Here is a 21,769-nt window from a genome sequence, read left to right on the forward strand (position 1 = left end):
CTACCCTGTCAGTTTTTTATTGTGTTGTGTTTGCTTGCCGCTGTTCACTTGCAAAGCGCGAGCCAGCGTTATTGATAGTAGCCGCAGATGGGCGTGCGCGCGGCGAGCAGGGTAGGAAATGTGAGCGGAAACAGGGAAATAAAGCACTGAAGGTGGGCGGTCTGCCCCATAAAGGGGCATAAAAAAACCGGCCGCGTGGGCCGGTTGATTCACTATCAGGCTGAAATTACAGCTTGGCAGCGTTTTCAGACAGGTATTTTGCAACGCCGTCTGGGGAAGCGCCCATACCTGCTTTGCCTTTTTCCCACTGAGCCGGGCACACTTCACCGTGCTCTTCGTGGAATTGCAGCGCGTCGACGGTACGGATCATTTCGTCGATGTTACGGCCGATTGGCAGGTCGTTAACAACCTGAGCACGCACGATGCCGTCTTTGTCGATCAGGAAAGAGCCGCGCAGCGCAACGCCGGCTTCCGGGTGTTCGATGCCGTAAGCTTTCTGGATTTCACGCTTAACGTCAGCAACCATTGCGTATTTCACTTCACCGATGCCGCCTTTGTCGACAGGGGTTTTACGCCATGCGTTGTGGACGAACTCTGAGTCGAAGGAAACGCCAACCACTTCAACGCCACGCTTCTGGAACTCTTCATAGCGGTGATCGAAAGCGATCAGCTCGGAAGGGCATACGAAGGTGAAGTCCATTGGCCAGAAGAACAGTACGGCCGGTTTGCCGTTCAGGTGCTTCTTCAGGTTGAAGTTTTCAACGATTTCGCCGCTACCCAGTACGGCAGCTGCAGTGAAGTCAGGGGCTTGACGAGTTACCAGGACCATAATTACTCCTGTAATAGGTGTTAAAGGGTGGATGTAAAAACAAGGGCCAGTATAGGGGCCGCGACTTGGTGAATAAAGGGTAAAAGACCAATCGATGAGATAGCTTTCACCTATCAAAGTCGTTGATATAATTTAGCGAGCTTTAAAAATAACCTTTTCCCACAAAAGGGCAAGCGGCAAAACGTAAATTCTTGCAAGGCGTTGAAATTTCAATGACTTGGGCTTGACCTCAGAGCGCTTTGTCCTTCGCCTGTCGCATCATTTGCGGGTAAAACTGCCAGAACTGTGTTTCAAGCTGATGATAATGTTGCTCGACGTCGGCGAACGAGCCGGCCAGCGCATCGAGGCGCGGGCGGCGGCTGGCCATGCCCTGCAGCACCCGGGCGATGAACGGCAATTCGGCGTAGCGCTCCAGCCAGCGTTCCGGCCACAGGTAGCCGTTCAGGTTCTGAAAGCGCGGCGGCGTGAGCGGCAGAAAAGGTTCGATCTGGCTGCGGGCTTCCTGGGTAAACTGGTGCAGGTCGCGTGAAGGCTCCAACTGCTGCCAGTGGCGCGCCAGAAAATGGTCCCACACCACGTCGAGGGTGATCGGCGCCACGCGGCGGTAGGGGGCGCTGAAATAGTCGCGGCTGGCTTTGACCTGCGGCAGGCTGTCGGTCAGCACGTCGACGCGGCGGTGCATCATGATGCCGGCCACCACGTCGGGCTGGTAGTCGGCGGCGGGATTGCCGCGCACGAAATCGGCCAGCAGGTTGCCCAGCAGCGAGCTGTCCGCCAGCATGGCCAGGTGAAGATGAGCGAGAAAATTCATCCCTCAACTATACCCGAAGTCAGGCAAATCCTCCTTATTTCTTGCCGCTGACCGCCCCCGGCTTTAGACTAGGCCGCCTGTTTTTTACCAACCAGCCTTAAATTGAAGAAGTGAATACCCATGCGCGTCGCTGATTTTTCGTTTGAACTTCCCGAATCCCTGATTGCCCACTATCCCCAGGCCGAGCGCAGCGCATGCCGCCTGCTGCAGCTGGACGGGCCGAGCGGGGCGCTGACGCACGGCGTATTCACCGATCTGCTGGACAAGCTGGAAGCCGGCGACCTGCTGGTGTTCAACAATACCCGCGTGATCCCGGCGCGCATGTTCGGCCGCAAGGTCAGCGGCGGCAAGATTGAAGTGCTGGTGGAGCGCGTGCTGGACGACCATCGCGTGCTGGCGCACGTGCGCGCGTCGAAAGCGCCCAAGCCGGGCGCCGAGCTGCTGCTGGGTGATGACGAGAGCATCGCCGCCACCATGGTGGCGCGCCACGAGACGCTGTTCGAGCTGCGCTTCAACGACGAACGCGATGTCTTCACCCTTCTCAACGCGGCCGGCCATATGCCGCTGCCGCCTTATATCGCTCGCCCGGATGAGGACGCCGACCGCGAGCTGTATCAGACGGTCTACAGCGAGAAGCCGGGCGCGGTCGCCGCACCGACCGCCGGCCTGCACTTCGACGAACCGCTGCTGGCGGCGTTGCGCGCCAAGGGCGTGGAAATGGCGTTCGTGACGCTGCACGTCGGCGCCGGCACCTTCCAGCCGGTGCGCGTGGAAACCATCGAAGATCACGTGATGCACGCCGAATACGCCGAAGTGCCGCAGGAGGTGGTCGATGCGGTGCTGGCCTGCAAAGCGCGCGGCAAGCGCGTGGTGGCGGTGGGCACCACCTCGGTGCGTTCGCTGGAAAGCGCCGCGGCGGCCAGCAAAGAGGCGCTGATTGCGCCGTTCTGCGGCGACACCAGCATCTTTATCTATCCGGGTTACCACTATCAGGTGATCGACGCGCTGGTGACCAACTTCCACCTGCCGGAGTCCACCCTGATCATGCTGGTGTCGGCTTTCGCCGGCTACAAAAATACCATGAACGCCTATCAGCAGGCGGTGGCCGAGCAGTATCGCTTTTTCAGCTACGGCGATGCGATGTTCATCAGCCGTAATCCGCAGGCGGAAAACGAGTCCGTCGGCGGTTAATTTCCCGGGCTGCGCCCACGGCGCGGCCCCGTTTCAACGACATCAGACTGTTTCTCTGATGCTGGAGGCTTTGTGAAGTACGAACTACAAACTACCGATGGCCGCGCACGCCGCGGCCGCCTGATTTTCGACCGCGGCGTAGTGGAAACCCCGGCCTTTATGCCGGTCGGTACCTACGGCACGGTCAAGGGCATGACGCCGGAAGAAGTGAAAGAGACCGGCGCGCAGATCCTGCTGGGCAACACCTTCCACCTGTGGCTGCGCCCTGGCCAGGAGATCATGAAGCTGCACGGCGATCTGCACGATTTCATGCAGTGGCCGGGCCCGATCCTCACCGACTCCGGCGGTTTCCAGGTGTTCAGCCTGGGGGCGATGCGCAAGATCAAAGAGGAAGGCGTGTACTTCCGCAACCCGATCAACGGCGACAAGGTGTTCCTGAGCCCGGAAAAATCGATGGAAATCCAGTATGACCTGGGTTCCGACATCGTGATGATCTTCGATGAATGTACGCCGTACCCGGCCGACTGGGACTACGCCAAGCGTTCGATGGAAATGTCGCTGCGTTGGGCGCAGCGCAGCCGCCAGCGTTTCGACGAGCTGGAAAATAAAAATGCGCTGTTCGGCATCATTCAGGGCGGCGTTTACGAAGATTTACGTGATGTTTCAGTAAAAGGGCTGGTGGATATCGGCTTTGATGGGTACGCTGTGGGCGGCTTGGCTGTAGGCGAGCCGAAAGAGGATATGCATCGCATTCTTGAACACGTTTGCCCGCAAATTCCGGAAGATAAGCCACGCTATTTGATGGGCGTCGGCAAGCCGGAAGATTTGGTGGAAGGCGTGCGCCGCGGCATCGACATGTTCGACTGCGTCATGCCGACCCGCAACGCCCGCAACGGCCATTTGTTCGTGACTGACGGTGTGGTAAAAATCCGTAATGCCAAGCACAAGGATGATACTTCTCCGCTGGATAAAGACTGTGATTGCTACACGTGTCGCCATTACAGCCGCGCCTACTTGCACCATCTCGACCGTTGCAACGAAATATTGGGTGCTCGACTGAACACAATTCATAACCTGCGTCACTACCAGCGCCTGATGGCGGGTTTACGCCAGGCTATCGAAGAGGGTAAATTAGAGCAGTTTGTTGCGGATTTCTATGGTCGGATCGGCAAGCCGATTCCGCCTTTAAACGCTTGATCTAATAATTGATAACTTAATGAGGGAATTTCAATGAGCTTTTTCATTTCTGACGCCGTCGCATCCGCAGGGGCTCCGGCTCAGGGAAGCCCGTACTCTCTGATCATTATGCTGGTGGTGTTCGGCCTGATCTTCTACTTCATGATCCTGCGCCCACAGCAGAAGCGCGCGAAAGATCACAAGAAGCTGATGGACTCCATCGGTAAGGGCGACGAAGTGCTGACCACCGGCGGCCTGATCGGTCGCGTGACCAAAGTGGCCGACACCGGCATCATCGCCATCGCGCTGAACGACACCACGGAAGTGATGATCAAGCGTGACTTCGTGGCGGCCGTTCTGCCGAAAGGTACCATGAAGGCCCTGTAATCTTTTTTCCCGAAGGGAATTGCCGTGCTAAACCGTTATCCTTTGTGGAAGTATCTGATGTTGATCGTCGTGATCCTCGTCGGTCTGCTTTATGCGCTTCCCAACATCTACGGTGAGGATCCGGCCGTACAAATCACTGGCGCGCGCGGCGTCGCCGCCAGTGAAACTACGCTGGACCAGGTCCGTACCGTATTAGAAAAAGACAACATCGCGAGCAAGTCGATTGCGCTGGAAAATGGCGCCATCCTGGCTCGCTTTAAAGATCCTGACGTTCAGCTGCGCGCCCGCGAAGCGCTGGTGACCGAGCTGGGTGACAAATTCGTCGTGGCGCTGAACCTGGCGCCGGCTACGCCGACCTGGCTGGCCATGCTGGGCGCAGAGCCGATGAAACTCGGTCTGGACCTGCGCGGCGGCGTGCACTTCCTGATGGAAGTGGACATGGACACCGCGTTGAGCAAGCTGCAGGAACAGACCATGGATACCCTGCGCAGCGAGCTGCGCGAGAAGGGCATTCCTTACGCGTCTATCCGCAAGCTGGACAACAACGGCGTGGAAGTTCGCTTCCGCGACGATGCGGCCCGTGACCAGGCCATCAGCTATATCGGCCCGCGTCAGCGCGATCTGGTGCTGTCCGCCAATGGCGCCAACACCATGAAAGCCAGCCTGACGGACGCCCGTCTGAGCGAAGCGCGCGAATACGCCGTACAGCAGAACATCACTATCCTGCGTAACCGCGTCAACCAGCTCGGCGTCGCCGAACCGCTGGTGCAGCGCCAGGGATCCGACCGCATCGTGGTTGAGTTGCCGGGCATTCAGGACACCGCACGCGCCAAAGAAATTCTGGGCGCCACCGCGACGCTGGAATTCCGTCTGGTGAACACCAATGCGGACGCCACTGCGGCGGCCAACGGCCGCGTGCCGGGCGATTCCGAGGTGAAATACACCCGCGACGGCCAGCCGATCGTGCTGTACAAGCGCGTGATCCTGACCGGTGACCACATCACCGACTCCACCTCGAGCACCGACGAATACAACCAGCCGCAGGTTAACATCTCGCTGGACAGCGCCGGCGGCACGTCGATGTCCAACTTCACCAAGGACAACATCGGCAAACCGATGGCGACCCTGTTCGTGGAGTACAAGGACAGCGGCAAGAAAGACGCCAACGGCCGTGCGGTGCTGGTGAAACAGGAAGAAGTGATCAACGTGGCGAACATTCAGTCGCGTCTGGGCAACAGCTTCCGCATCACCGGCATCGGCAACCCGAACGAAGCGCGTCAGCTTTCGCTGCTGCTGCGTGCGGGGGCGCTGATTGCGCCGATTCAGATCGTTGAAGAGCGCACCATCGGTCCAACTCTGGGTCAGCAGAACATCACCCAAGGTCTGGAAGCCTGTCTGTGGGGCCTGGTGGCGTCCATCGTCTTCATGGTGGTCTGGTACCGTAAGTTCGGCGTGATCGCCACCACGGCGCTGGTCGCTAACCTGGTGTTGATCGTCGGCGTGATGTCCCTGTTGCCGGGGGCGACGCTGACCATGCCGGGCATTGCCGGGATCGTGTTGACGCTGGCGGTGGCGGTCGACGCCAACGTGCTGATTAACGAACGTATCAAGGAAGAGCTGAAGAACGGCAGGTCCGTTCAGCAGGCGATCCATGAGGGCTATAAAGGCGCGTTCTCCAGTATCGTCGACGCCAACATCACCACCCTGATCACCGCGGTCATCCTGTACGCAGTCGGCACCGGTTCGATCAAGGGCTTTGCGATCACTACCGCTATCGGTGTGGCGACGTCCATGTTCACCGCGATTGTCGGTACCCGTGCCATCGTCAACCTGCTTTACGGCGGCAAACGCATTAACAAGCTGTCTATCTGAGGAGTGCGTTGTGGCACAGGATTATACTGTTGAGCAACTCAACTACGGCCGTAAAGTCTACGACTTTATGCGCTGGGACTACGTGGCTTTCGGCATCTCGTTGGTGCTGTTGGTCGCGTCGATCGCCACCATGTCGGTGCGCGGCTTTAACTGGGGTCTGGATTTCACCGGCGGTACGGTGATTGAAATCAACCTGGAGAAGCCGGCTAACCTCGACCTGATGCGCGACACGCTGGAGAAGGCCGGGTTCCAGGATCCGATTATCCAGAACTTCGGCAGCAGCCGCGACGTGATGGTGCGCATGCCACCGGCGACCGGCACCGCAGGACAGGAACTGGGCAATAAGGTGATCGGCGTGATCAACGACTCGGTGGATAAAAACGCCACCGTGAAGCGCATTGAGTTCGTCGGCCCGAGCGTGGGCAGCGAGCTGGCGCAAACCGGCGGCATGGCGCTGCTGGTGGCGTTGATCTGTATCCTGATCTACGTCGGCTTCCGCTTCGAATGGCGCCTGGCGCTGGGGGCGGTTATCGCGCTGGCGCACGACGTGATCATCACGCTGGGCGTGCTGTCGCTGTTCCACATCGAGATTGACCTGACCATCGTCGCGTCCCTGATGTCGGTTATCGGTTACTCGCTGAACGACAGCATCGTGGTCTCCGACCGTATTCGTGAGAACTTCCGCAAGATCCGCCGCGGCACGCCTTACGAGATCATGAACGTGTCGTTGACCCAGACGCTGAGCCGTACGCTGATGACTTCCGGGACCACCCTGATGGTGGTGCTGATGCTGTACATCTTCGGTGGCGCGATGCTGCAAGGCTTCTCGCTGGCGATGCTGATCGGCGTGTCGATCGGTACCGTTTCCTCTATCTACGTCGCGTCCGCGCTGGCGTTGAAGCTGGGGATGAAACGCGAACACATGCTGCAGCAAAAAGTGGAAAAAGAGGGCGCGGATCAGCCTTCGATTCTGCCTTAACCGCCGCAGTATTCAGCGAAATGAGAAGGAGCGCCTATCGGCGCTCCTTTTTTTTGCCTCGGATTTCAGTGTTGCTGCACCACCGCCGGCTGGGCGGTGGCTACCAGGCTGTGCAGACGGATATAGCCCAGCTGTTCCGGCGTCAGGCCGCTGAAGCGCAGCTCGAAGTCCTGCCCGGGTTTCGGCAGCAGCGAGTCGGCGCTGGCGATCGGTTGCGACAGCGCCTCGGCGGTCAGCGGCCGGCCGGTGGCCGCGTCCAGTTGGCCCCATTCCACCACCGCTTTAAACGGCGGCAGCGTGGCCTGTGAGAGGATGCGCACATGCAGCTGCGCCTGGGCACCGTTGGCTTCGCTCTTGATGTGGCTCAGCGAAACGCTCAGTTCGCCGATGCCGCTTTGCAAACGGGCGGCGCTCCGCGCCGCCGGCAGCAGGTAGACGCCGTTGTCGGAGTGCTGATTGAGCTGGTTTTGCCGCTCCAGCGCGGTGGCCTGATCGGTCAATACGCTCACTTTTTGGTTCAGTGCGGCGACCTGATGGCGCAGCTGAGGCACGGCGGCGTTGTGCGCGCAGCCAGTGAGCAACACGGCGGCGGCGAGCAGGGCGATTTTGGGATAACGGGTTGTCATGACGGCGATTTCCTATGCTGAATCTCCTGCTATCAAGCTTAGCCCGCATGGCGGTGAAAGTCATATCGGCGCCGCCTGCCCGCCGCTTATCGCAACAAATGGCCGACGCCCTTTGTTGTGGCTTCACTTCGGGTTAAACTGCATTTATCTATAAAAAACGTTTATCAGGACGTGTTATGCATTGCCCTTTCTGCGCCGCCGTTGATACCAAAGTCATTGATTCCCGCCTGGTGGGGGACGGTTCGCAAGTACGCCGTCGTCGCCAGTGTCTGGTATGCAATGAACGCTTCACCACCTTCGAGGTGGCCGAGCTGGTGATGCCGCGAGTGATTAAAAGCGATGAGGTGCGCGAGCCGTTCAACGAAGACAAACTGCGTCGCGGCATGCTGAAAGCGCTGGAAAAGCGCCCGGTCAGCTCGGACGACGTGGAAAACGCCCTTAACCATATCAAATCCCAACTGCGCGCCACCGGCGAACGCGAAGTGCCGACCAAGTTAGTCGGCAATCTGGTGATGGACGCGCTGAAAAAGCTGGATAAGGTCGCCTACATTCGCTTCGCGTCGGTGTACCGCAGCTTCGAAGACGTGCGCGAGTTCGGCGAAGAGATTGCCCGCCTGCAAGACTAAAGGATCTTTCATGCATCACGACGAATTTTACATGGCGCGCGCCTTCGAGCTGGCGCGGCTGGGGCGTTTCACCACCGCGCCCAATCCGAACGTCGGCTGCGTTATCGTGCGCGACGGCGAAATTGTCGGTGAAGGCTATCATCTGCGCGCCGGCGAGCCGCACGCGGAAGTGCACGCGCTGCGCATGGCGGGCGACAAGGCGCGCGGCGCCACCGCCTATGTGACGCTCGAGCCGTGCAGCCATCACGGCCGCACGCCTCCCTGCGCCGATGCGCTGGTGGCCGCCGGCGTGACGCGGGTGGTCGCGGCGATGCAAGATCCCAATCCTCAGGTGGCGGGGCGCGGCTTGTACAAGCTGCAGCAAGCCGGCGTCGAAGTACGTCATGGCCTGATGTTGGCCGAGGCCGAAGCGGTCAACCTGGGCTTCCTCAAACGCATGCGCACCGGTTTTCCCTATGTGCAACTGAAGCTGGGCGCGTCGCTGGACGGCCGCACGGCGATGGCCTCCGGCGAAAGCCAGTGGATCACCTCACCCGAAGCGCGTCAGGACGTGCAGCGGCTGCGTGCGCAGAGCGCCGCCATTCTCAGCACCAGCGCCACCGTGCTGGCGGACGATCCGTCGCTGACGGTGCGTTGGGATGAGCTGGATGCCGAGACCCAGCGCCTCTATCCGCGCGAAAATCTGCGTCAGCCGCTGCGTATCCTGCTCGACAGCCAAAATCGCATCACCCCACAGCATCGCGTGGTGCAGCAACCGGGCGCTACCTGGCTGGCGCGGCTGCAGGCGGATGAACAGGCTTGGCCGCAAGACGTTGAGCAGTTTATCTGCCCGGCGCACGGCGGCGGCGTCGATCTGGTGGTGATGATGATGCTGTTGGCCAAGCGCCAGGTGAATTCAATCTGGGTGGAGGCGGGGGCGACGCTGGCCGGCGCGCTGCTGCAGGCTGGCCTGGTGGATGAGCTCATTTTGTACATCGCGCCAAAACTGTTGGGCGATAATGGCCGCGGCCTGTGTCATTTGCCGGGCCTTGAGCGTCTGGCCGACGCACCGGAATTCGTCTTTAGCGACGTGCGCCAGGTTGGCCCCGATCTGCGTTTGCGCCTGCGGGCGAAACACTGAATCTCGCGCCCGCGCGCCGGTTTTACAAAAGCGCCGCGCAGGCGATGAAAGAATATGATAGAATCCGCCCCCCTGCGGGGTATTGAACCCATTTTTAAGGAAAGCCCATGAAAGTTATCGAAGGTGTTGTTGCTACTCCAAATGCCCGTGTGGCGATCGCAATTGCACGTTTTAACAATTTCATCAACGACAGCCTGCTGGAAGGCGCTATCGACGCGCTGAAACGCATTGGTCAGGTTGCTGACGACAACATCACCGTTGTCTGGGTCCCGGGCGCTTACGAGCTGCCGTTGACGGCGAGCGTATTGGCCAAAACCGGTAAATACGACGCGGTTATCGCGCTGGGCACCGTTATCCGTGGGGGCACCGCGCACTTCGAATATGTGGCGGGCGAAGCCAGCTCCGGCATCGGCAACGTTGCGATGAATGCCGAAATCCCGGTTGCCTTTGGCGTGCTGACCACCGAAAGCATCGAACAGGCGATCGAACGCGCCGGCACCAAAGCGGGCAACAAGGGCGCTGAAGCCGCGCTGACCGCACTTGAAATGATTAATGTTATCAAAGCTATTAAAGCCTGAATTTAGTTAAGGGGAATTCCGTGAAACCTGCTGCTCGTCGCCGCGCTCGTGAGTGCGCTGTTCAAGCGCTTTACTCTTGGCAGTTGTCTAAAAACGACCTTGCCGATGTTGAACACCAGTTCCTGACGGAGCAGGATGTCAAAGATGTTGACGTCGCCTATTTTCGCGAGTTGCTGTCCGGCGCGGCAGTGAATGCAGGTATGCTGGACGAACTGATGGCGCCTTACCTGTCGCGTCAGCTCGAAGAGCTGGGCCAGGTGGAGCGCGCGGTGCTGCGCGTCGCGCTGTTTGAACTGAAAATGCGCGAGGATGTCCCTTACAAGGTGGCGATTAACGAAGCGATCGAGCTGGCGAAAACCTTCGGCGCGGAAGACAGCCACAAGTTTGTGAACGGGGTGCTGGATAAAGTGGCGCCAACCCTTCGCAAGAAAAAGTAAAACATTAAGGCCGGCATTCCCGGCCTTAATTTCTTCTAGTGGAATATCGATATGGCATGCGGCGAATTTGACCTCATTGCCCGCTATTTTGACCGGTTTAAGCGCGTGCGCCGGGATGTACAGTTGGGCATTGGAGATGACTGCGCACTGCTGGCAGTGCCGGAAAAACAGCTGGTGGCCGTCAGTACCGATACGCTGGTGGCGGGCATTCACTTCCTGCCGGAGATCGATCCGGCCGATCTCGGCTATAAGGCGTTGGCGGTCAATCTGAGCGATCTGGCGGCGATGGGCGCCGATCCTGCGTGGCTCTCGCTGGCCCTGACCCTGCCGGAGGTGAACGAACCCTGGCTGAAGGCCTTCAGCGATAGCCTGTTCGATCAGCTCAACTATTACGGCATGCAGCTGATCGGCGGCGATACCACACGCGGCCCACTGAGCATGACGTTGACCATTCAGGGGCTGATCCCGGCCGGCCGGGCGTTGACCCGCAGCGGCGCGCGCATCGGTGACTGGATCTATGTGACCGGTACGCTGGGCGACAGCGCCGCCGGTCTGGCGATCCTGCAGGATCGCCTGGCGGTGACGGATGCGACGGCGCGCGATTATCTGGTCGCTCGTCATCTGCGGCCGCAGCCGCGGGTGTTGCAGGGGCAGGCACTGCGCGATCTGGCCAGCTCGGCGATCGACATCTCCGACGGCCTGATTTCCGATCTGAAGCATATCCTGAAGGCCAGCGACTGTGGCGCACGCATCGTACTGGACGAGCTGCCGATATCGCAGGCGCTGAGCAGCCACGCCGATGCCGAGCAGGCGCTGCGCTGGGCGCTGGCGGGCGGCGAAGATTACGAACTGTGCTTCACCGTGCCGGAGATCAACCGCGGCGCGCTGGAAGTGGCGCTGAGCCACCTCGGGGCCGACTACACCTGTATCGGCCAGATTGGCCCGCTGTCTGAAGGCATCCGCTATTATCGCAACGACGAAGCGGTAGAGCTGGACTGGGCCGGGTTCGATCATTTCAACGCGGAGTCGGGCAGCCATGGATGAAGCCAAGCGTCGGCTGCGGATGAGCAATCCGTGGCACCTGCTGGCCACCGGTTTTGGCAGCGGTTTGTCGCCGGTGATGCCGGGCACCATGGGATCGCTGGCGGCGATTCCGTTCTGGCTGCTGCTGATCCAACTGCCGTGGCAGCTCTACTCGCTGACGGTGATGTTCAGCATTTGCATCGGCGTCTATATTTGCCACCGCACGGCAAAAGACATGAAGGTGCACGATCACGGCAGCATCGTCTGGGATGAGTTCGTCGGCATGTGGATCACGCTGATGGCGCTGCCGGTCAACGATTGGCGCTGGGTCGCCGCCGGTTTCGTCATCTTCCGCATTCTGGATATGTGGAAGCCGTGGCCGATCCGCTGGTTTGACCGCAACGTGCATGGCGGCATGGGCATCATGGTCGACGATATCATCGCCGGCGTGCTGTCTGCGGGCATCATCTACCTGATTGGGCACCACTGGCCGATCGGGCTGTTCTGACAGCCGGGCGCGGTTCTTCGCGCCCGCTTCTCTTATTCAAATCCCGTCACCCGATGCGGCACGTAAGCCGTTTCCAACTCCGCCACCTCTTGCGGCGACAAACTCAAATCGACCGCGGCAATGGCGTCGTCCAACTGCTCGCTGCGTGACGCGCCAACGATCGGCGCGCTGACCGCCGGCTTGTTCAGCAGCCAGGCCAGCGCGATCTGCGCGCGTGGCACGCCGCGTTCCTCCGCCAGGCTGGCGACGCGCTCGGCGATAATGGCGTCGATGCCTTCGGTTTCATCGTACAGACTCTTGCCGAACTGGTCCGAGACCAGGCGGGCGGTGGTTTCGCCCCAGGGGCGGGTCAGGCGGCCGCGCGCCAGCGGGCTCCACGGCAGTACGGCGATGCCTTCGGCGGCGCACAGCGGGTGCATCTCGCGCTCTTCTTCGCGCTGGATCAGGTTGTATTGATCCTGCATGCTGACGAAGCGCGTCCAGCCGTGCAGATCGGCGGTATACAGCGCCTTGGCGAACTGCCAGGCGTACATGGAAGAGGCGCCGATGTAACGTGCCTTACCGGCTTTCACCACGTCGTGCAGCGCTTCCAGCGTCTCTTCCAGCGGCGTTTCGTAATCCCAGCGATGGATTTGCAGCAAATCGACATAGTCGGTGCCGAGACGGCGCAGGCTGTCATCGATGGACTGCATGATCTTGGCGCGCGACAAACCGCGCTCTAGGTTGCTCAGCGGGAAATAGACCTTGGTGGCGATCACCACCTCCTCGCGGCGTGCATAGTCGCGCAGCGCCCGGCCGAGGATCTCCTCGCTGCTGCCGTCGGAATAGCTGTTGGCGGTGTCGAAAAAGTTGATGCCGGCTTCCAGCGCCTGTTTCAACAGTGGGCGGCTGCTTTCTTCCGGCAGCGTCCAGGCGTGATTGCCGCGGCTCGGCTCGCCGTAGGTCATGCAACCCAGGCAGATGCGCGAGACGTTCAGATCGGTGTTGCCCAGTTTGAGATACTTCATGCTTGCCTCCCATTCACAGCTCAGACAGTAACTGTAGCGCGGATCCCGGAGGGCGGAAATGAAAACGCCCCCGAAGGCGGAGGCGTTTTATCAGGCGCGAGTGGCGAATTACTGCGCCAGCCAGGTTTCGATTTGGCGCTGAATGCCGGCGGCGTCCAGCCCCAGATCGGCGCGCAGTTCTTCCTGGGTGCCCTGTGAGACGAAGCTGTCCGGCAGGCCGAGGTTCAGCACCGGCACCGGACGGCGTATGGCCATCAGCAGTTCGTTGACGCCGCTGCCGGCGCCGCCCATGATGGCGTTCTCTTCCAGCGTGACCAGCGTTTCATGGCTGGCGGCCAGTTCGAGCACCAGCTGCTCGTCCAGCGGTTTGACGAAGCGCATGTCGACCAGCGTGGCGTTGAGCGCTTCCGCCGCCGCAGCGGCCTCCGGCAGCAGGGTGCCGAAGTTGAGAATGGCGATCTTTTCCCCCTGGCGGCGCACCACGCCTTTGCCGATCGGCAGCAGGCTGAGCGGCTCCAGCGCAGCGCCGGTGCCGGTGCCGCGCGGATAGCGCACGGCGCTCGGGCCGTCGTTGTAGTGATAGCCGGTATACAGCATCTGGCGGCATTCATTTTCGTCGCTCGGCGTCATGATCACCATGGTCGGGATGCAGCGCATGAACGACAGATCGAACGCCCCCTGGTGGGTCTGGCCGTCGGCGCCTACGATGCCGCCGCGATCGATGGCGAACATCACCGGCAGGTTTTGGATCGCCACGTCATGGATCAGCTGATCGTAGGCGCGTTGCAGGAAGGTGGAATAGATCGCCACCACCGGCTTGTAGCCGCCGATCGCCAGCCCGGCGGCGAAGGTGACCGCGTGCTGCTCGGCGATCGCCACATCGAAATATTGCTGCGGATAGTCGCGCGAGAACTGCACCATGCCGGAACCTTCGCGCATCGCCGGCGTGATCGCCATCAGTGAGCTGTCTTTGGCGGCGGTTTCACACAGCCAGTCGCCGAAGATTTTCGAATAGGTCGGCAGACCGCCGGCGCTTTTCGGCAGCGTGCCGCTGGCGGGATCGAACTTCGGCACCGCGTGGAAGCTGATCGGATCCTTCTCCGCCGGCGCGTAACCGCGGCCTTTCTTGGTCATGATGTGCAACAGCTGCGGGCCTTTCAGGTCGCGCATGTTTTTCAACGTGGCGACCAGGCCTTGTACGTCGTGCCCGTCTACCGGGCCGATGTAGTTGAAGCCCAGCTCTTCGAACAGCGTACCCGGCACTACCATGCCTTTCAGGTGCTCTTCGGTGCGTTTCACCAGCTCCTTGATCGGCGGCACGCCGGCCAGCACTTTTTTGCCGCCTTCGCGCAGGGTGGAGTAAAGCTTGCCGGACAGCAGCTGTGCCAGATGGTTGTTCAGCGCGCCGACGTTTTCCGAGATCGACATCTCGTTGTCGTTCAGCACCACCAGCATGTCCGGATTGATGTCGCCGGCGTGGTTCATCGCTTCGAACGCCATGCCGGCGGTGATGGCGCCATCGCCGATCACGCACACCGTGCGGCGGCCTTTGCCTTCACGCTCTGCCGCCACCGCCATACCGAGGCCGGCGCTGATCGAGGTTGACGAATGGCCGACCGACAGCACGTCGTATTCGCTTTCGGCGCGCCACGGGAAGGGGTGCAACCCGTTCTTTTGCCGGATAGTGGCGATCCGGTCGCGGCGGCCGGTCAGGATTTTGTGCGGGTAGGCCTGGTGGCCGACGTCCCACACCAGATGATCGAACGGCGTGTTGTAGACGAAATGCAACGCCACCGTCAGTTCGACGGTACCCAGCCCGGAGGCAAAGTGGCCGCTGGAGCGACTGACGCTGTTCAGCAGATATTGCCGCAGCTCATCGCACAGCTTCGGCAAGCTCTCTTTGGGCAGTGAGCGGAGTTCCTCGGGGTTTTCCGCTAGCGCCAGGGTTGGGTATTTGGCTATATCAAGACTCATTCGATACTCATATCAGAGGAGTTAACGTCACACGTTAATTGTCGCGTTCAATAATGAAGCTGGCTAACGCTCGCAATGGCGCTGTGTTATAAGATTGCGCTGCCAAAGTGTCTAATGCAGCTAATGCTTCCTGATAGAGATCCCACGCTTTTGCTTTCGCGCTGTCAAGCCCGAGTAACGCCGGGTAGGTACTCTTTCCGTGTTGTTGGTCCGCTCCCTGGCGCTTGCCGATCTTTTCAGTCTCGCCGACAACGTCCAAAATGTCATCCTGCACCTGGAACGCCAGGCCGACCGCAGCGGCGTAACGATCCAACTGCGGCAGCGCCGCTCGTCCTGCTTCGCCGGCGCTCAGCGCGCCCAGACGCACCGCGGCACGGATCAGCGCACCGGTTTTGTGGCGGTGGATCTGCTCCAGCGCCTGCAGATCGACGCGCTTGCCTTCGGCCTCCAGATCCAGCGATTGGCCGCCGCACATGCCAGCGACGCCGCTGGCCGCCGCCAGTTCGGAGACCATCGCCAGCCGATCGCGCAGCGCCACGTCGGGCATTTCGGCATCGGCCAGGATCGAAAACGCCAGCGTTTGCAGCGCATCGCCGGCCAGGATCGCGTTGGCTTCGCCGAATTTAATGTGGCAGGTCGGCTGGCCGCGGCGCAGATCGTCGTCGTCCATCGCCGGCAGATCGTCGTGGATCAGCGAGTAGGCGTGAATGCATTCCACCGCCGCCGCCGGCGCGTCCAGGTTGGTCAGCGATACGCCGAACATCTGGCCGGTGGTGTACACCAGGAACGGGCGCAGGCGCTTGCCGCCCAGTAAGGCGCCATGACGCATCGCCGCCACCATGTTGCCGTTGTTGAACGGCAGCGGGGCGATGAAATCCAGCAGCGCGCGATCGGCGCGCCGGCGGAAAATCTGCAGTTGATCGGCAAAAGCGGCCGATGGGACGATCTCAGACATGTCGGTTACTCGGTATCCGGTGTGAAAGGCGCCAACGCCGCGTCGTCGGCGCTGTCGTTAAGGAGGATCTGCACACGCTGTTCCGCCTGTTGCAGTTTCTGCTGGCCTTGACGCGCCAGCTGCACGCCGCGTTCGAATTCGTTCAGCGCGTCTTCCAGCGGCAGTTCGCCCGACTCCAGACGCGTCACGATGCTTTCCAGCTCGCCGAGGGCGCTTTCAAAGCTGGCTGTTTGCTCTGTACTGGCTGATTGTGCTGGTTTTTTCGGCATAATTTTCTTTTTACGTCATCATGTGAACCGTGGCGCCAGAGCCTATCCTAGCGGATCTTGATTAGCAAATCATGGCGCTCATGTGTGGTTTTGTGCGCAGAGCACGGCGATATGGTGATATACTCCGCGCCGTAATTCTTATCTGACAACAAAGACCGCCATGAAGTTTATCATTAAATTGTTCCCGGAAATCACCATCAAGAGCCAATCTGTGCGCTTGCGCTTTATCAAGATTCTCTCGACCAATATTCGCAACGTCCTGAAGCAGTATGATGAAACGCTGGCGGTCGTCCGTCACTGGGATCATATCGAAGTTCGCGCCAAAGATGAAAACCAGCGGCCGGTCATCGCCGACGCGCTGACGCGCATTCCCGGCATCCACCATATTCTGGAAGTGGAAGATCGCGCTTATACCGATATCCACCACATCTTCGAGCAGACACTGGAAGCCTACCGCGCCCAGCTGGAAGGCAAAACCTTCTGCGTGCGCGTCAAGCGCCGCGGCAAGCAGGCGTTCAACTCGCAGGACGTGGAGCGCTACGTCGGCGGCGGTCTGAACCAGCATATCGACAGCGCGCGCGTTAACCTGACCCGCCCGCAGGTCACGGTAAACCTCGAGATCGAAGACGACAAGCTGATGCTGGTTAAACGCCGCCTCGAAGGCATCGGCGGTTACCCGGTCGGCACTCAGGAAGACGTGATGTCGCTGATTTCCGGCGGTTTCGACTCGGGCGTGTCCAGCTATATGCTGATGCGTCGCGGCTGCCGCGTGCATTTCTGCTTCTTTAACCTGGGCGGCGCCGCGCATGAGATTGGCGTGAAGCAGGTGGCGCACTATCTGTGGAACCGTTTCGCCAGCTCGCACAAGGTGCGCTTCGTCGCCATCGACTTCGAACCGGTGGTGGGCGAGATCCTGGAGAAAGTCGACGACGGTCAGATGGGCGTGGTGCTCAAGCGCATGATGGTGCGCGCCGCTTCGCAAGTGGCCGAACGCTACGGCGTGCAGGCGCTGGTAACCGGTGAGGCGCTGGGGCAGGTGTCCAGCCAGACGCTGACCAACCTGCGCTTGATCGACAATGCGTCCGATACGCTGATCCTGCGTCCGCTGATCTCGCACGATAAAGAGCACATCATCAAACTGGCGCGTGAAATCGGCACCGAGGACTTCGCCAAAACCATGCCGGAATACTGCGGCGTGATTTCGAAGAGCCCGACGGTAAAAGCCGTCAAGGCCAAGATTGAAGAGGAAGAAAGCCACTTCGATTTCAGCATTCTCGATCGGGTGGTGAGCGAGGCGAAGAACGTCGATATTCGCTCCATCGCCGAGCAGGCGCAGGAGCAGGTGACCGAAGTGGAAACCGTCGCGGCCTTCGGCGCCGACGAGGTGATCCTGGATATCCGTTCCAACGACGAGCAGGAAGAGAAGCCGTTGCAGCTGGAACAGGTTGAAGTGAAAGCGCTGCCGTTCTATAAGCTGAGCACCCAGTTCGGCGATCTGGATCAGAGCAAAACCTATCTGCTGTACTGCGAGCGCGGCGTAATGAGCCGCCTGCAGGCGCTGTACCTGCTGGAGCAGGGCTTCAGCAACGTGAAGGTTTATCGCCCGTAACGCGGGCAGCGGCGTAAATGAGAGGGGCTGAACCGGTGTTCAGCCCTTTTTTTATCGGCAAGCCGCTCAGTCGCGGAAATCGTACATCCCAGGGATCAGCACCAGCTGCGCGGCGATCTCCGCCGCTTTGGCCTTGCCGAGCAGCAGGTCTATCAGCTTCAGTGCAAACTCCATCGCGGTGCCCGGCCCCTGGCTGGTGAGCAGGTTGACGCGCGCGTCGTACACCACGCGGCGCTCCATCCATTTATCCGCCGGTATCCGATCTTTCAAACCCGGGAAACCGGTCATGTTGCCGATCGGGAACAGATCGTGGTGCTGCAACACCAGCGCCGGGGCCGCGCAGATGGCGGCGACGATGTGGCCCTGCAGATGCATCTGCCGCACTTTTTCCACCAGCAGCGGACTGTCGCGGAAGCATTCCGCCCCCTGCAGGCCGCCGGGCAGCACGATGGCGTCGAAAGGCTCATCGACGATCGCCACCAGCGGCGCGTCGGCCAGCAGCTTGACGCCGCGCGAACAAACGATAGTCAGCTCGCCGTCGCCGGCGACGCTGGCGGTAGTGACTTTAACGCCCGCCCGCACCAGCAGATCGATGGTGGTGACGGCTTCGGTTTCTTCGCTACCAGGTGCCAGGCAGACCAGCGCCGATACGCTCATATTCATTTTCCTTTCGTTTAATCAATTCAAACAGCCGCGCATTCTCCGGCAGCGTGAGGCCGTGGCTGCGCGCGCGGCGCAGCAGGTAGCCGGTGATGTAGTCGATCTCGGTATGCCGCTGGCTGCGGATATCCTGCAGCATCGACGAAACGTTGTCGGCGGTGCTGTGGATCACGTCCATCACGTATTGCATCAGGCCTTCGCAGGAGGTGTGGTAACCCTCCATGGCCATCACGCTGGCGACTTCACGACACAGCGCTTCGATCTGCTCCGGGTAGCGCTGCAGATCGCCGTTGCGGCAGCCGTACAGCGCCGTCAGCGGGTTGATCACGCAGTTGACCGCCAGCTTGCGCCAGTTGGCCGAGGCGATGTTGTTGTGCCAGGCGACGTCGGGCAGTGCCTGATGCAGCACTTCCGCCAAGTGGCTGAGGTGCTGGGCGGCCGGTGAGGTGGGGCCGATGTGGGTGATGCCGGTGGCGACGTGGATAATGGTGCTGCCTTCGTGGCGCGCGGCGTGGGTGGTGGTGCCCTGCAAGATGGGCTGGCCGTTCGGCGGCAGCTCTTCCTGAGTGCCCATGCCGTTGTGCAGCAGCAAGATGGCGCAGCGGGGGCTCAGCTTCGGCAACAGCGCGCTGACCGCGCTGGATACCTGCCAGGCTTTCAGCGTCACCAGCAGCAGCTCGCTTTGCGCGAGGTGCTCCGGATCGTTGGTGGGCAAATTGCGATTAAACGAGACGCCTTCCGGCTCTATCACGTTCACGGCGCAAAAAGGCTGCGGCACTCTTAGCCATCCCTGTACATCGTGGCCCTGCTGATACAGCCGGGAGAGCCACAGTTGTCCGAGCGCGCCGCAACCAAGAATGGTTATTTTCATTCAGTCTCCTTGGAAACACGGGAATACCGCTCAATTACCGTGATCTAACTATAGGCTTTATGGCAGCCTGAAGCGCTATCCCTGCGTGCGTTCAGCAGATTTTGTCTGAGGCGGCAAAGCGGTTATCATGCTCGGCATCAAAATCGCCTAAGCTATTAGGCACTCATTCAGGAGGAAGAAGTATGCCATCTTTCGACATCGTTTCCGAAATTGATATGCAGGAAGTGCGTAACGCCGTTGAGAACGCCACCCGCGATCTCGGCACCCGCTGGGATTTTCGCAACGTGCCGGCCAGCTTTGAGCTAAACGAGAAGAATCAAAGCATCAAGGTTGCCACCGAGTCTGATTTTCAGGTGCAGCAGCTGCTCGACATTCTGCGCGAAAAGCTGAGCAAGCGCAGCATCGACGGCGCCGCGCTGGAGATCCCGGAAGAGTTTACCCACAGCGGTAAAACCTACAGCGTGGAAGCCAAGCTGAAGCAGGGGATTGAAACCAGCGTGGCGAAGAAAATCGTCAAGCTGATCAAAGACAGCAAGCTGAAGGTGCAGGCGCAGATCCAGGGCGAAGAAGTGCGGGTGACCGGCAAGTCACGCGACGACTTGCAGAGCGTGATGGCGCTGGTGCGCGGCGGCGATCTGGGCCAGCCGTTCCAGTTCAAGAACTTCCGCGATTAATCTCGACGGGGCCGGCATTGCCGGCCCTGATTTTTTACAGCGAATTGACCAGCGCTTCCAACTGACCGCGATTGGTCTGCTTGGTATCCACCTTGACGTAGGCGCTGCGCTCTTCCGGCACGACGATCGCCTCGGCCACGCCGGGCTGCGCCTTCAGGCGGCTTTCCAGCGCTGAATCCTTCACCGCCAGTTCCGACAGCGTAATGCGCAGGCTGCTGACATACGGCGGTTCTTTCATGGTGCTGCTGACCAGGAACCAGACGGCGGCCAATACTGCGCCGGCGATAAACACCAAGCCTGCCCCCTGCAAACCGTACAGCCAGCCGCCGAGGCTGCCGCCGATCGCCACGCCGATAAACTGGCTGGTGGAGTACACCCCCATCGCGGTGCCCTTATAGCCGGCCGGCGATTCTTTGCTGATCAGCGAAGGCAGGATGGCTTCCATCACGTTGAAGGCCATAAAGAACAGCTGCACGCCGGCGATGATGCCCCATAGATGAGCGCCGGAGAGCCACAGCAGCACTTCGGCGCAGAACAGCACCGCCACGCAGCCCATAAACACCTGCTTCATGCGGCGATATTTCTCGGCATAGATAATGAACGGCACCACGGCGGCGAACGACACCAGCATGGTCACCAGGTAGACGATCCAGTGTTCGCTGGCCGCCAGCCCGGCTTTTTCCATCGCCAGCGGCAGCGCCACGAAGCTCGACATCAGCAGAATGTGCAGACACATGATGCCGAAGTTGAGTTTCAACAGGCGCGAGTTGCTCAGCACTTTGCGGAAGCTGCCGCGCACGATGCTGGACTCGCGGTTCAGCAGATGGGTGTCGGCGGAAGGCACCACTGCCAGGGTGATGACGATACCGGCCAGCGCCAGCACGGCGATCATCCAGAACAATGCGTGCAAGCCCAAGGCGTGAGTGATGATAGGGCCCAGAACCATGGCGATGGCGAAGGTGATGCCGAAGCTGACGCCGATAAACGCCATCGCTTTGGTGCGGTTCTGTTCGCGGGTCAGATCGGAGAGCAGCGCCATTACCGCGGCGGCGATGGCGCCGGAGCCTTGCAACGCGCGGCCGAGGATCACGCCCCAGATAGAGTCAGTGACGGCGGCGATCACGCTGCCGAGGGCAAAGATCAGCAGGCCGCCGACGATCAGCGGCTTGCGGCCGATGCGATCGGACACCAGGCCGAACGGGATCTGAAACACCGCCTGCGCCAGGCCGTAAATGCCGATGGCGATGCCGATCAGCGCTTCGCTGGCGCCGTTGAGCGCCATGCCGTAGGTGGTCAACACAGGCAATACCATAAACATGCCGAGCATGCGCAGGGAGAATACGGTGCCTAATCCCCAGGTGGCGCGGCGCTCCTGCGGGGTCATTGAATTATCGTTCACATCAAACCTCGGTAAAAACCATGCCATCAGACGTTGAGACAGCGCCTGATGGCATGATTTCTGTAAAGCTGCGTCATTTTAGTGTGCAGGGCAGGGGGGGGTAAATCGAATGTTGTTTAACAGATATTACAGTTTGGCCGCTTTTCGGCGTGACAAATAAAATGGGCCGCATACGCGGCCCATTGACA

Annotated in this window: 23 protein-coding genes; 13 read left to right on the top strand and 10 right to left on the bottom strand. The window is 60.3% G+C overall.

The genetic code is table 11. The features are described from left to right. Positions 1–226: 226 nt before the first annotated feature. Together CPH57_RS01580 and CPH57_RS01585 are read right to left on the bottom strand one after the other, a co-directional pair. Entirely contained in the window at positions 227–829 is a 603-nt protein-coding gene (locus CPH57_RS01580) for a peroxiredoxin C (RefSeq protein ID WP_004940403.1), read from the bottom strand. 229 nt (positions 830–1,058) lie between these two features. After that, complete coding sequence (locus CPH57_RS01585; RefSeq protein ID WP_046688353.1) at positions 1,059–1,640, bottom strand: ACP phosphodiesterase; 582 nt, start codon at positions 1,638–1,640, stop codon at positions 1,059–1,061. Between the two features lie 120 nt (positions 1,641–1,760). Between CPH57_RS01585 and queA the strand changes: the two genes are divergently transcribed. The 5 genes from queA (at position 1,761) to secF (ending at position 7,245) form a co-directional block, all read left to right on the top strand. Then, the gene (gene queA / locus CPH57_RS01590) at positions 1,761–2,831 is read left to right on the top strand and encodes a tRNA preQ1(34) S-adenosylmethionine ribosyltransferase-isomerase QueA (protein WP_096241953.1); all 1,071 of its coding nucleotides are present in this window, start codon (positions 1,761–1,763) and stop codon (positions 2,829–2,831) included. A gap of 72 nt (positions 2,832–2,903) precedes the next feature. Further along, complete coding sequence (gene tgt, locus CPH57_RS01595) at positions 2,904–4,028, top strand: tRNA guanosine(34) transglycosylase Tgt (RefSeq protein ID WP_016928877.1); 1,125 nt, start codon at positions 2,904–2,906, stop codon at positions 4,026–4,028. Between the two features lie 33 nt (positions 4,029–4,061). Next, positions 4,062–4,394, top strand: coding sequence for a preprotein translocase subunit YajC (yajC, locus tag CPH57_RS01600; RefSeq protein WP_004940391.1), 333 nt, complete (start codon positions 4,062–4,064; stop codon positions 4,392–4,394). 24 nt (positions 4,395–4,418) lie between these two features. Further along, complete coding sequence (gene secD, locus CPH57_RS01605) at positions 4,419–6,266, top strand: protein translocase subunit SecD (protein WP_071845087.1); 1,848 nt, start codon at positions 4,419–4,421, stop codon at positions 6,264–6,266. 10 nt (positions 6,267–6,276) lie between these two features. Continuing rightward, positions 6,277–7,245 (top strand): protein translocase subunit SecF, encoded by a 969-nt coding sequence (secF, locus tag CPH57_RS01610; RefSeq protein WP_019454209.1) that lies wholly within the window; start codon positions 6,277–6,279, stop codon positions 7,243–7,245. Between the two features lie 65 nt (positions 7,246–7,310). On the opposite strand, the gene CPH57_RS01615 is transcribed toward secF, so the two are convergent. Further along, complete coding sequence (locus CPH57_RS01615; protein ID WP_033651081.1) at positions 7,311–7,871, bottom strand: DUF3251 domain-containing protein; 561 nt, start codon at positions 7,869–7,871, stop codon at positions 7,311–7,313. Positions 7,872–8,047: 176 nt separating this feature from the next. On the opposite strand from CPH57_RS01615, the gene nrdR reads away from it, so the two are divergent. From nrdR to pgpA, 6 genes are all read left to right on the top strand, one after another. Further along, entirely contained in the window at positions 8,048–8,497 is a 450-nt protein-coding gene (nrdR, locus tag CPH57_RS01620) for a transcriptional regulator NrdR (protein WP_004940387.1), read from the top strand. 10 nt (positions 8,498–8,507) lie between these two features. Beyond that, positions 8,508–9,617 carry a bifunctional diaminohydroxyphosphoribosylaminopyrimidine deaminase/5-amino-6-(5-phosphoribosylamino)uracil reductase RibD gene (ribD, locus tag CPH57_RS01625; RefSeq protein ID WP_033642057.1) on the top strand — a complete coding sequence of 370 codons (1,110 nt, stop codon included), beginning with the start codon at positions 8,508–8,510 and terminating at the stop codon, positions 9,615–9,617. Between the two features lie 107 nt (positions 9,618–9,724). Beyond that, positions 9,725–10,195 carry a 6,7-dimethyl-8-ribityllumazine synthase gene (gene ribE / locus CPH57_RS01630; protein ID WP_004940385.1) on the top strand — a complete coding sequence of 157 codons (471 nt, stop codon included), beginning with the start codon at positions 9,725–9,727 and terminating at the stop codon, positions 10,193–10,195. Positions 10,196–10,215: 20 nt separating this feature from the next. Continuing rightward, on the top strand, positions 10,216–10,632 hold the full coding sequence (nusB, locus tag CPH57_RS01635; RefSeq protein WP_004940384.1) for a transcription antitermination factor NusB: 417 nt from the start codon (positions 10,216–10,218) through the stop codon (positions 10,630–10,632). A 51-nt stretch (positions 10,633–10,683) separates the two neighbouring features. Next, on the top strand, positions 10,684–11,676 hold the full coding sequence (gene thiL / locus CPH57_RS01640; protein ID WP_096241954.1) for a thiamine-phosphate kinase: 993 nt from the start codon (positions 10,684–10,686) through the stop codon (positions 11,674–11,676). Further along, entirely contained in the window at positions 11,669–12,163 is a 495-nt protein-coding gene (gene pgpA / locus CPH57_RS01645) for a phosphatidylglycerophosphatase A (RefSeq protein WP_033634010.1), read from the top strand. Before thiL ends, pgpA begins: the two co-directional genes overlap by 8 nt. Positions 12,164–12,195: 32 nt before the next feature. Here the strand turns inward: pgpA and CPH57_RS01650 are convergent, their stop codons facing one another. The 4 genes from CPH57_RS01650 to xseB form a co-directional block, all read right to left on the bottom strand. Then, positions 12,196–13,170, bottom strand: coding sequence for an aldo/keto reductase (locus CPH57_RS01650; protein WP_033642059.1), 975 nt, complete (start codon positions 13,168–13,170; stop codon positions 12,196–12,198). A 108-nt stretch (positions 13,171–13,278) separates the two neighbouring features. Further along, positions 13,279–15,144, bottom strand: coding sequence for a 1-deoxy-D-xylulose-5-phosphate synthase (dxs, locus tag CPH57_RS01655; protein WP_096241955.1), 1,866 nt, complete (start codon positions 15,142–15,144; stop codon positions 13,279–13,281). A 34-nt stretch (positions 15,145–15,178) separates the two neighbouring features. Next, positions 15,179–16,099, bottom strand: a complete 921-nt coding sequence (gene ispA / locus CPH57_RS01660) for a (2E,6E)-farnesyl diphosphate synthase (protein ID WP_033642061.1) — start codon at positions 16,097–16,099, stop codon at positions 15,179–15,181. Positions 16,100–16,104: 5 nt separating this feature from the next. Then, a complete protein-coding gene (xseB, locus tag CPH57_RS01665) occupies positions 16,105–16,368 on the bottom strand; it encodes an exodeoxyribonuclease VII small subunit (RefSeq protein WP_033642062.1) in 264 nt (87 codons plus the stop codon). 160 nt (positions 16,369–16,528) lie between these two features. Between xseB and thiI the strand changes: the two genes are divergently transcribed. Beyond that, entirely contained in the window at positions 16,529–17,977 is a 1,449-nt protein-coding gene (gene thiI, locus CPH57_RS01670) for a tRNA uracil 4-sulfurtransferase ThiI (RefSeq protein ID WP_033642063.1), read from the top strand. Positions 17,978–18,043: 66 nt separating this feature from the next. Here the strand turns inward: thiI and yajL are convergent, their stop codons facing one another. Together yajL and panE are read right to left on the bottom strand one after the other, a co-directional pair. After that, positions 18,044–18,634: a protein deglycase YajL gene (yajL, locus tag CPH57_RS01675; RefSeq protein ID WP_033642064.1), complete on the bottom strand. Its 591-nt coding sequence runs from the start codon at positions 18,632–18,634 to the stop codon at positions 18,044–18,046. Next, the gene (gene panE / locus CPH57_RS01680; protein WP_033642065.1) at positions 18,597–19,508 is read right to left on the bottom strand and encodes a 2-dehydropantoate 2-reductase; all 912 of its coding nucleotides are present in this window, start codon (positions 19,506–19,508) and stop codon (positions 18,597–18,599) included. Before panE ends, yajL begins: the two co-directional genes overlap by 38 nt. A 182-nt stretch (positions 19,509–19,690) precedes the next feature. Here panE and CPH57_RS01685 point away from each other — a divergent pair, with 182 nt between their 5' ends. Further along, positions 19,691–20,182: a YajQ family cyclic di-GMP-binding protein gene (locus tag CPH57_RS01685; RefSeq protein WP_004940373.1), complete on the top strand. Its 492-nt coding sequence runs from the start codon at positions 19,691–19,693 to the stop codon at positions 20,180–20,182. A gap of 34 nt (positions 20,183–20,216) precedes the next feature. On the opposite strand, the gene CPH57_RS01690 is transcribed toward CPH57_RS01685, so the two are convergent. Beyond that, positions 20,217–21,581: an MFS transporter gene (locus tag CPH57_RS01690; protein WP_025301760.1), complete on the bottom strand. Its 1,365-nt coding sequence runs from the start codon at positions 21,579–21,581 to the stop codon at positions 20,217–20,219. Positions 21,582–21,769 lie beyond the last annotated feature (188 nt).

The organism is Serratia sp. JKS000199 (assembly GCF_900215455.1).
Lineage (GTDB): Bacteria > Pseudomonadota > Gammaproteobacteria > Enterobacterales > Enterobacteriaceae > Serratia > Serratia ureilytica.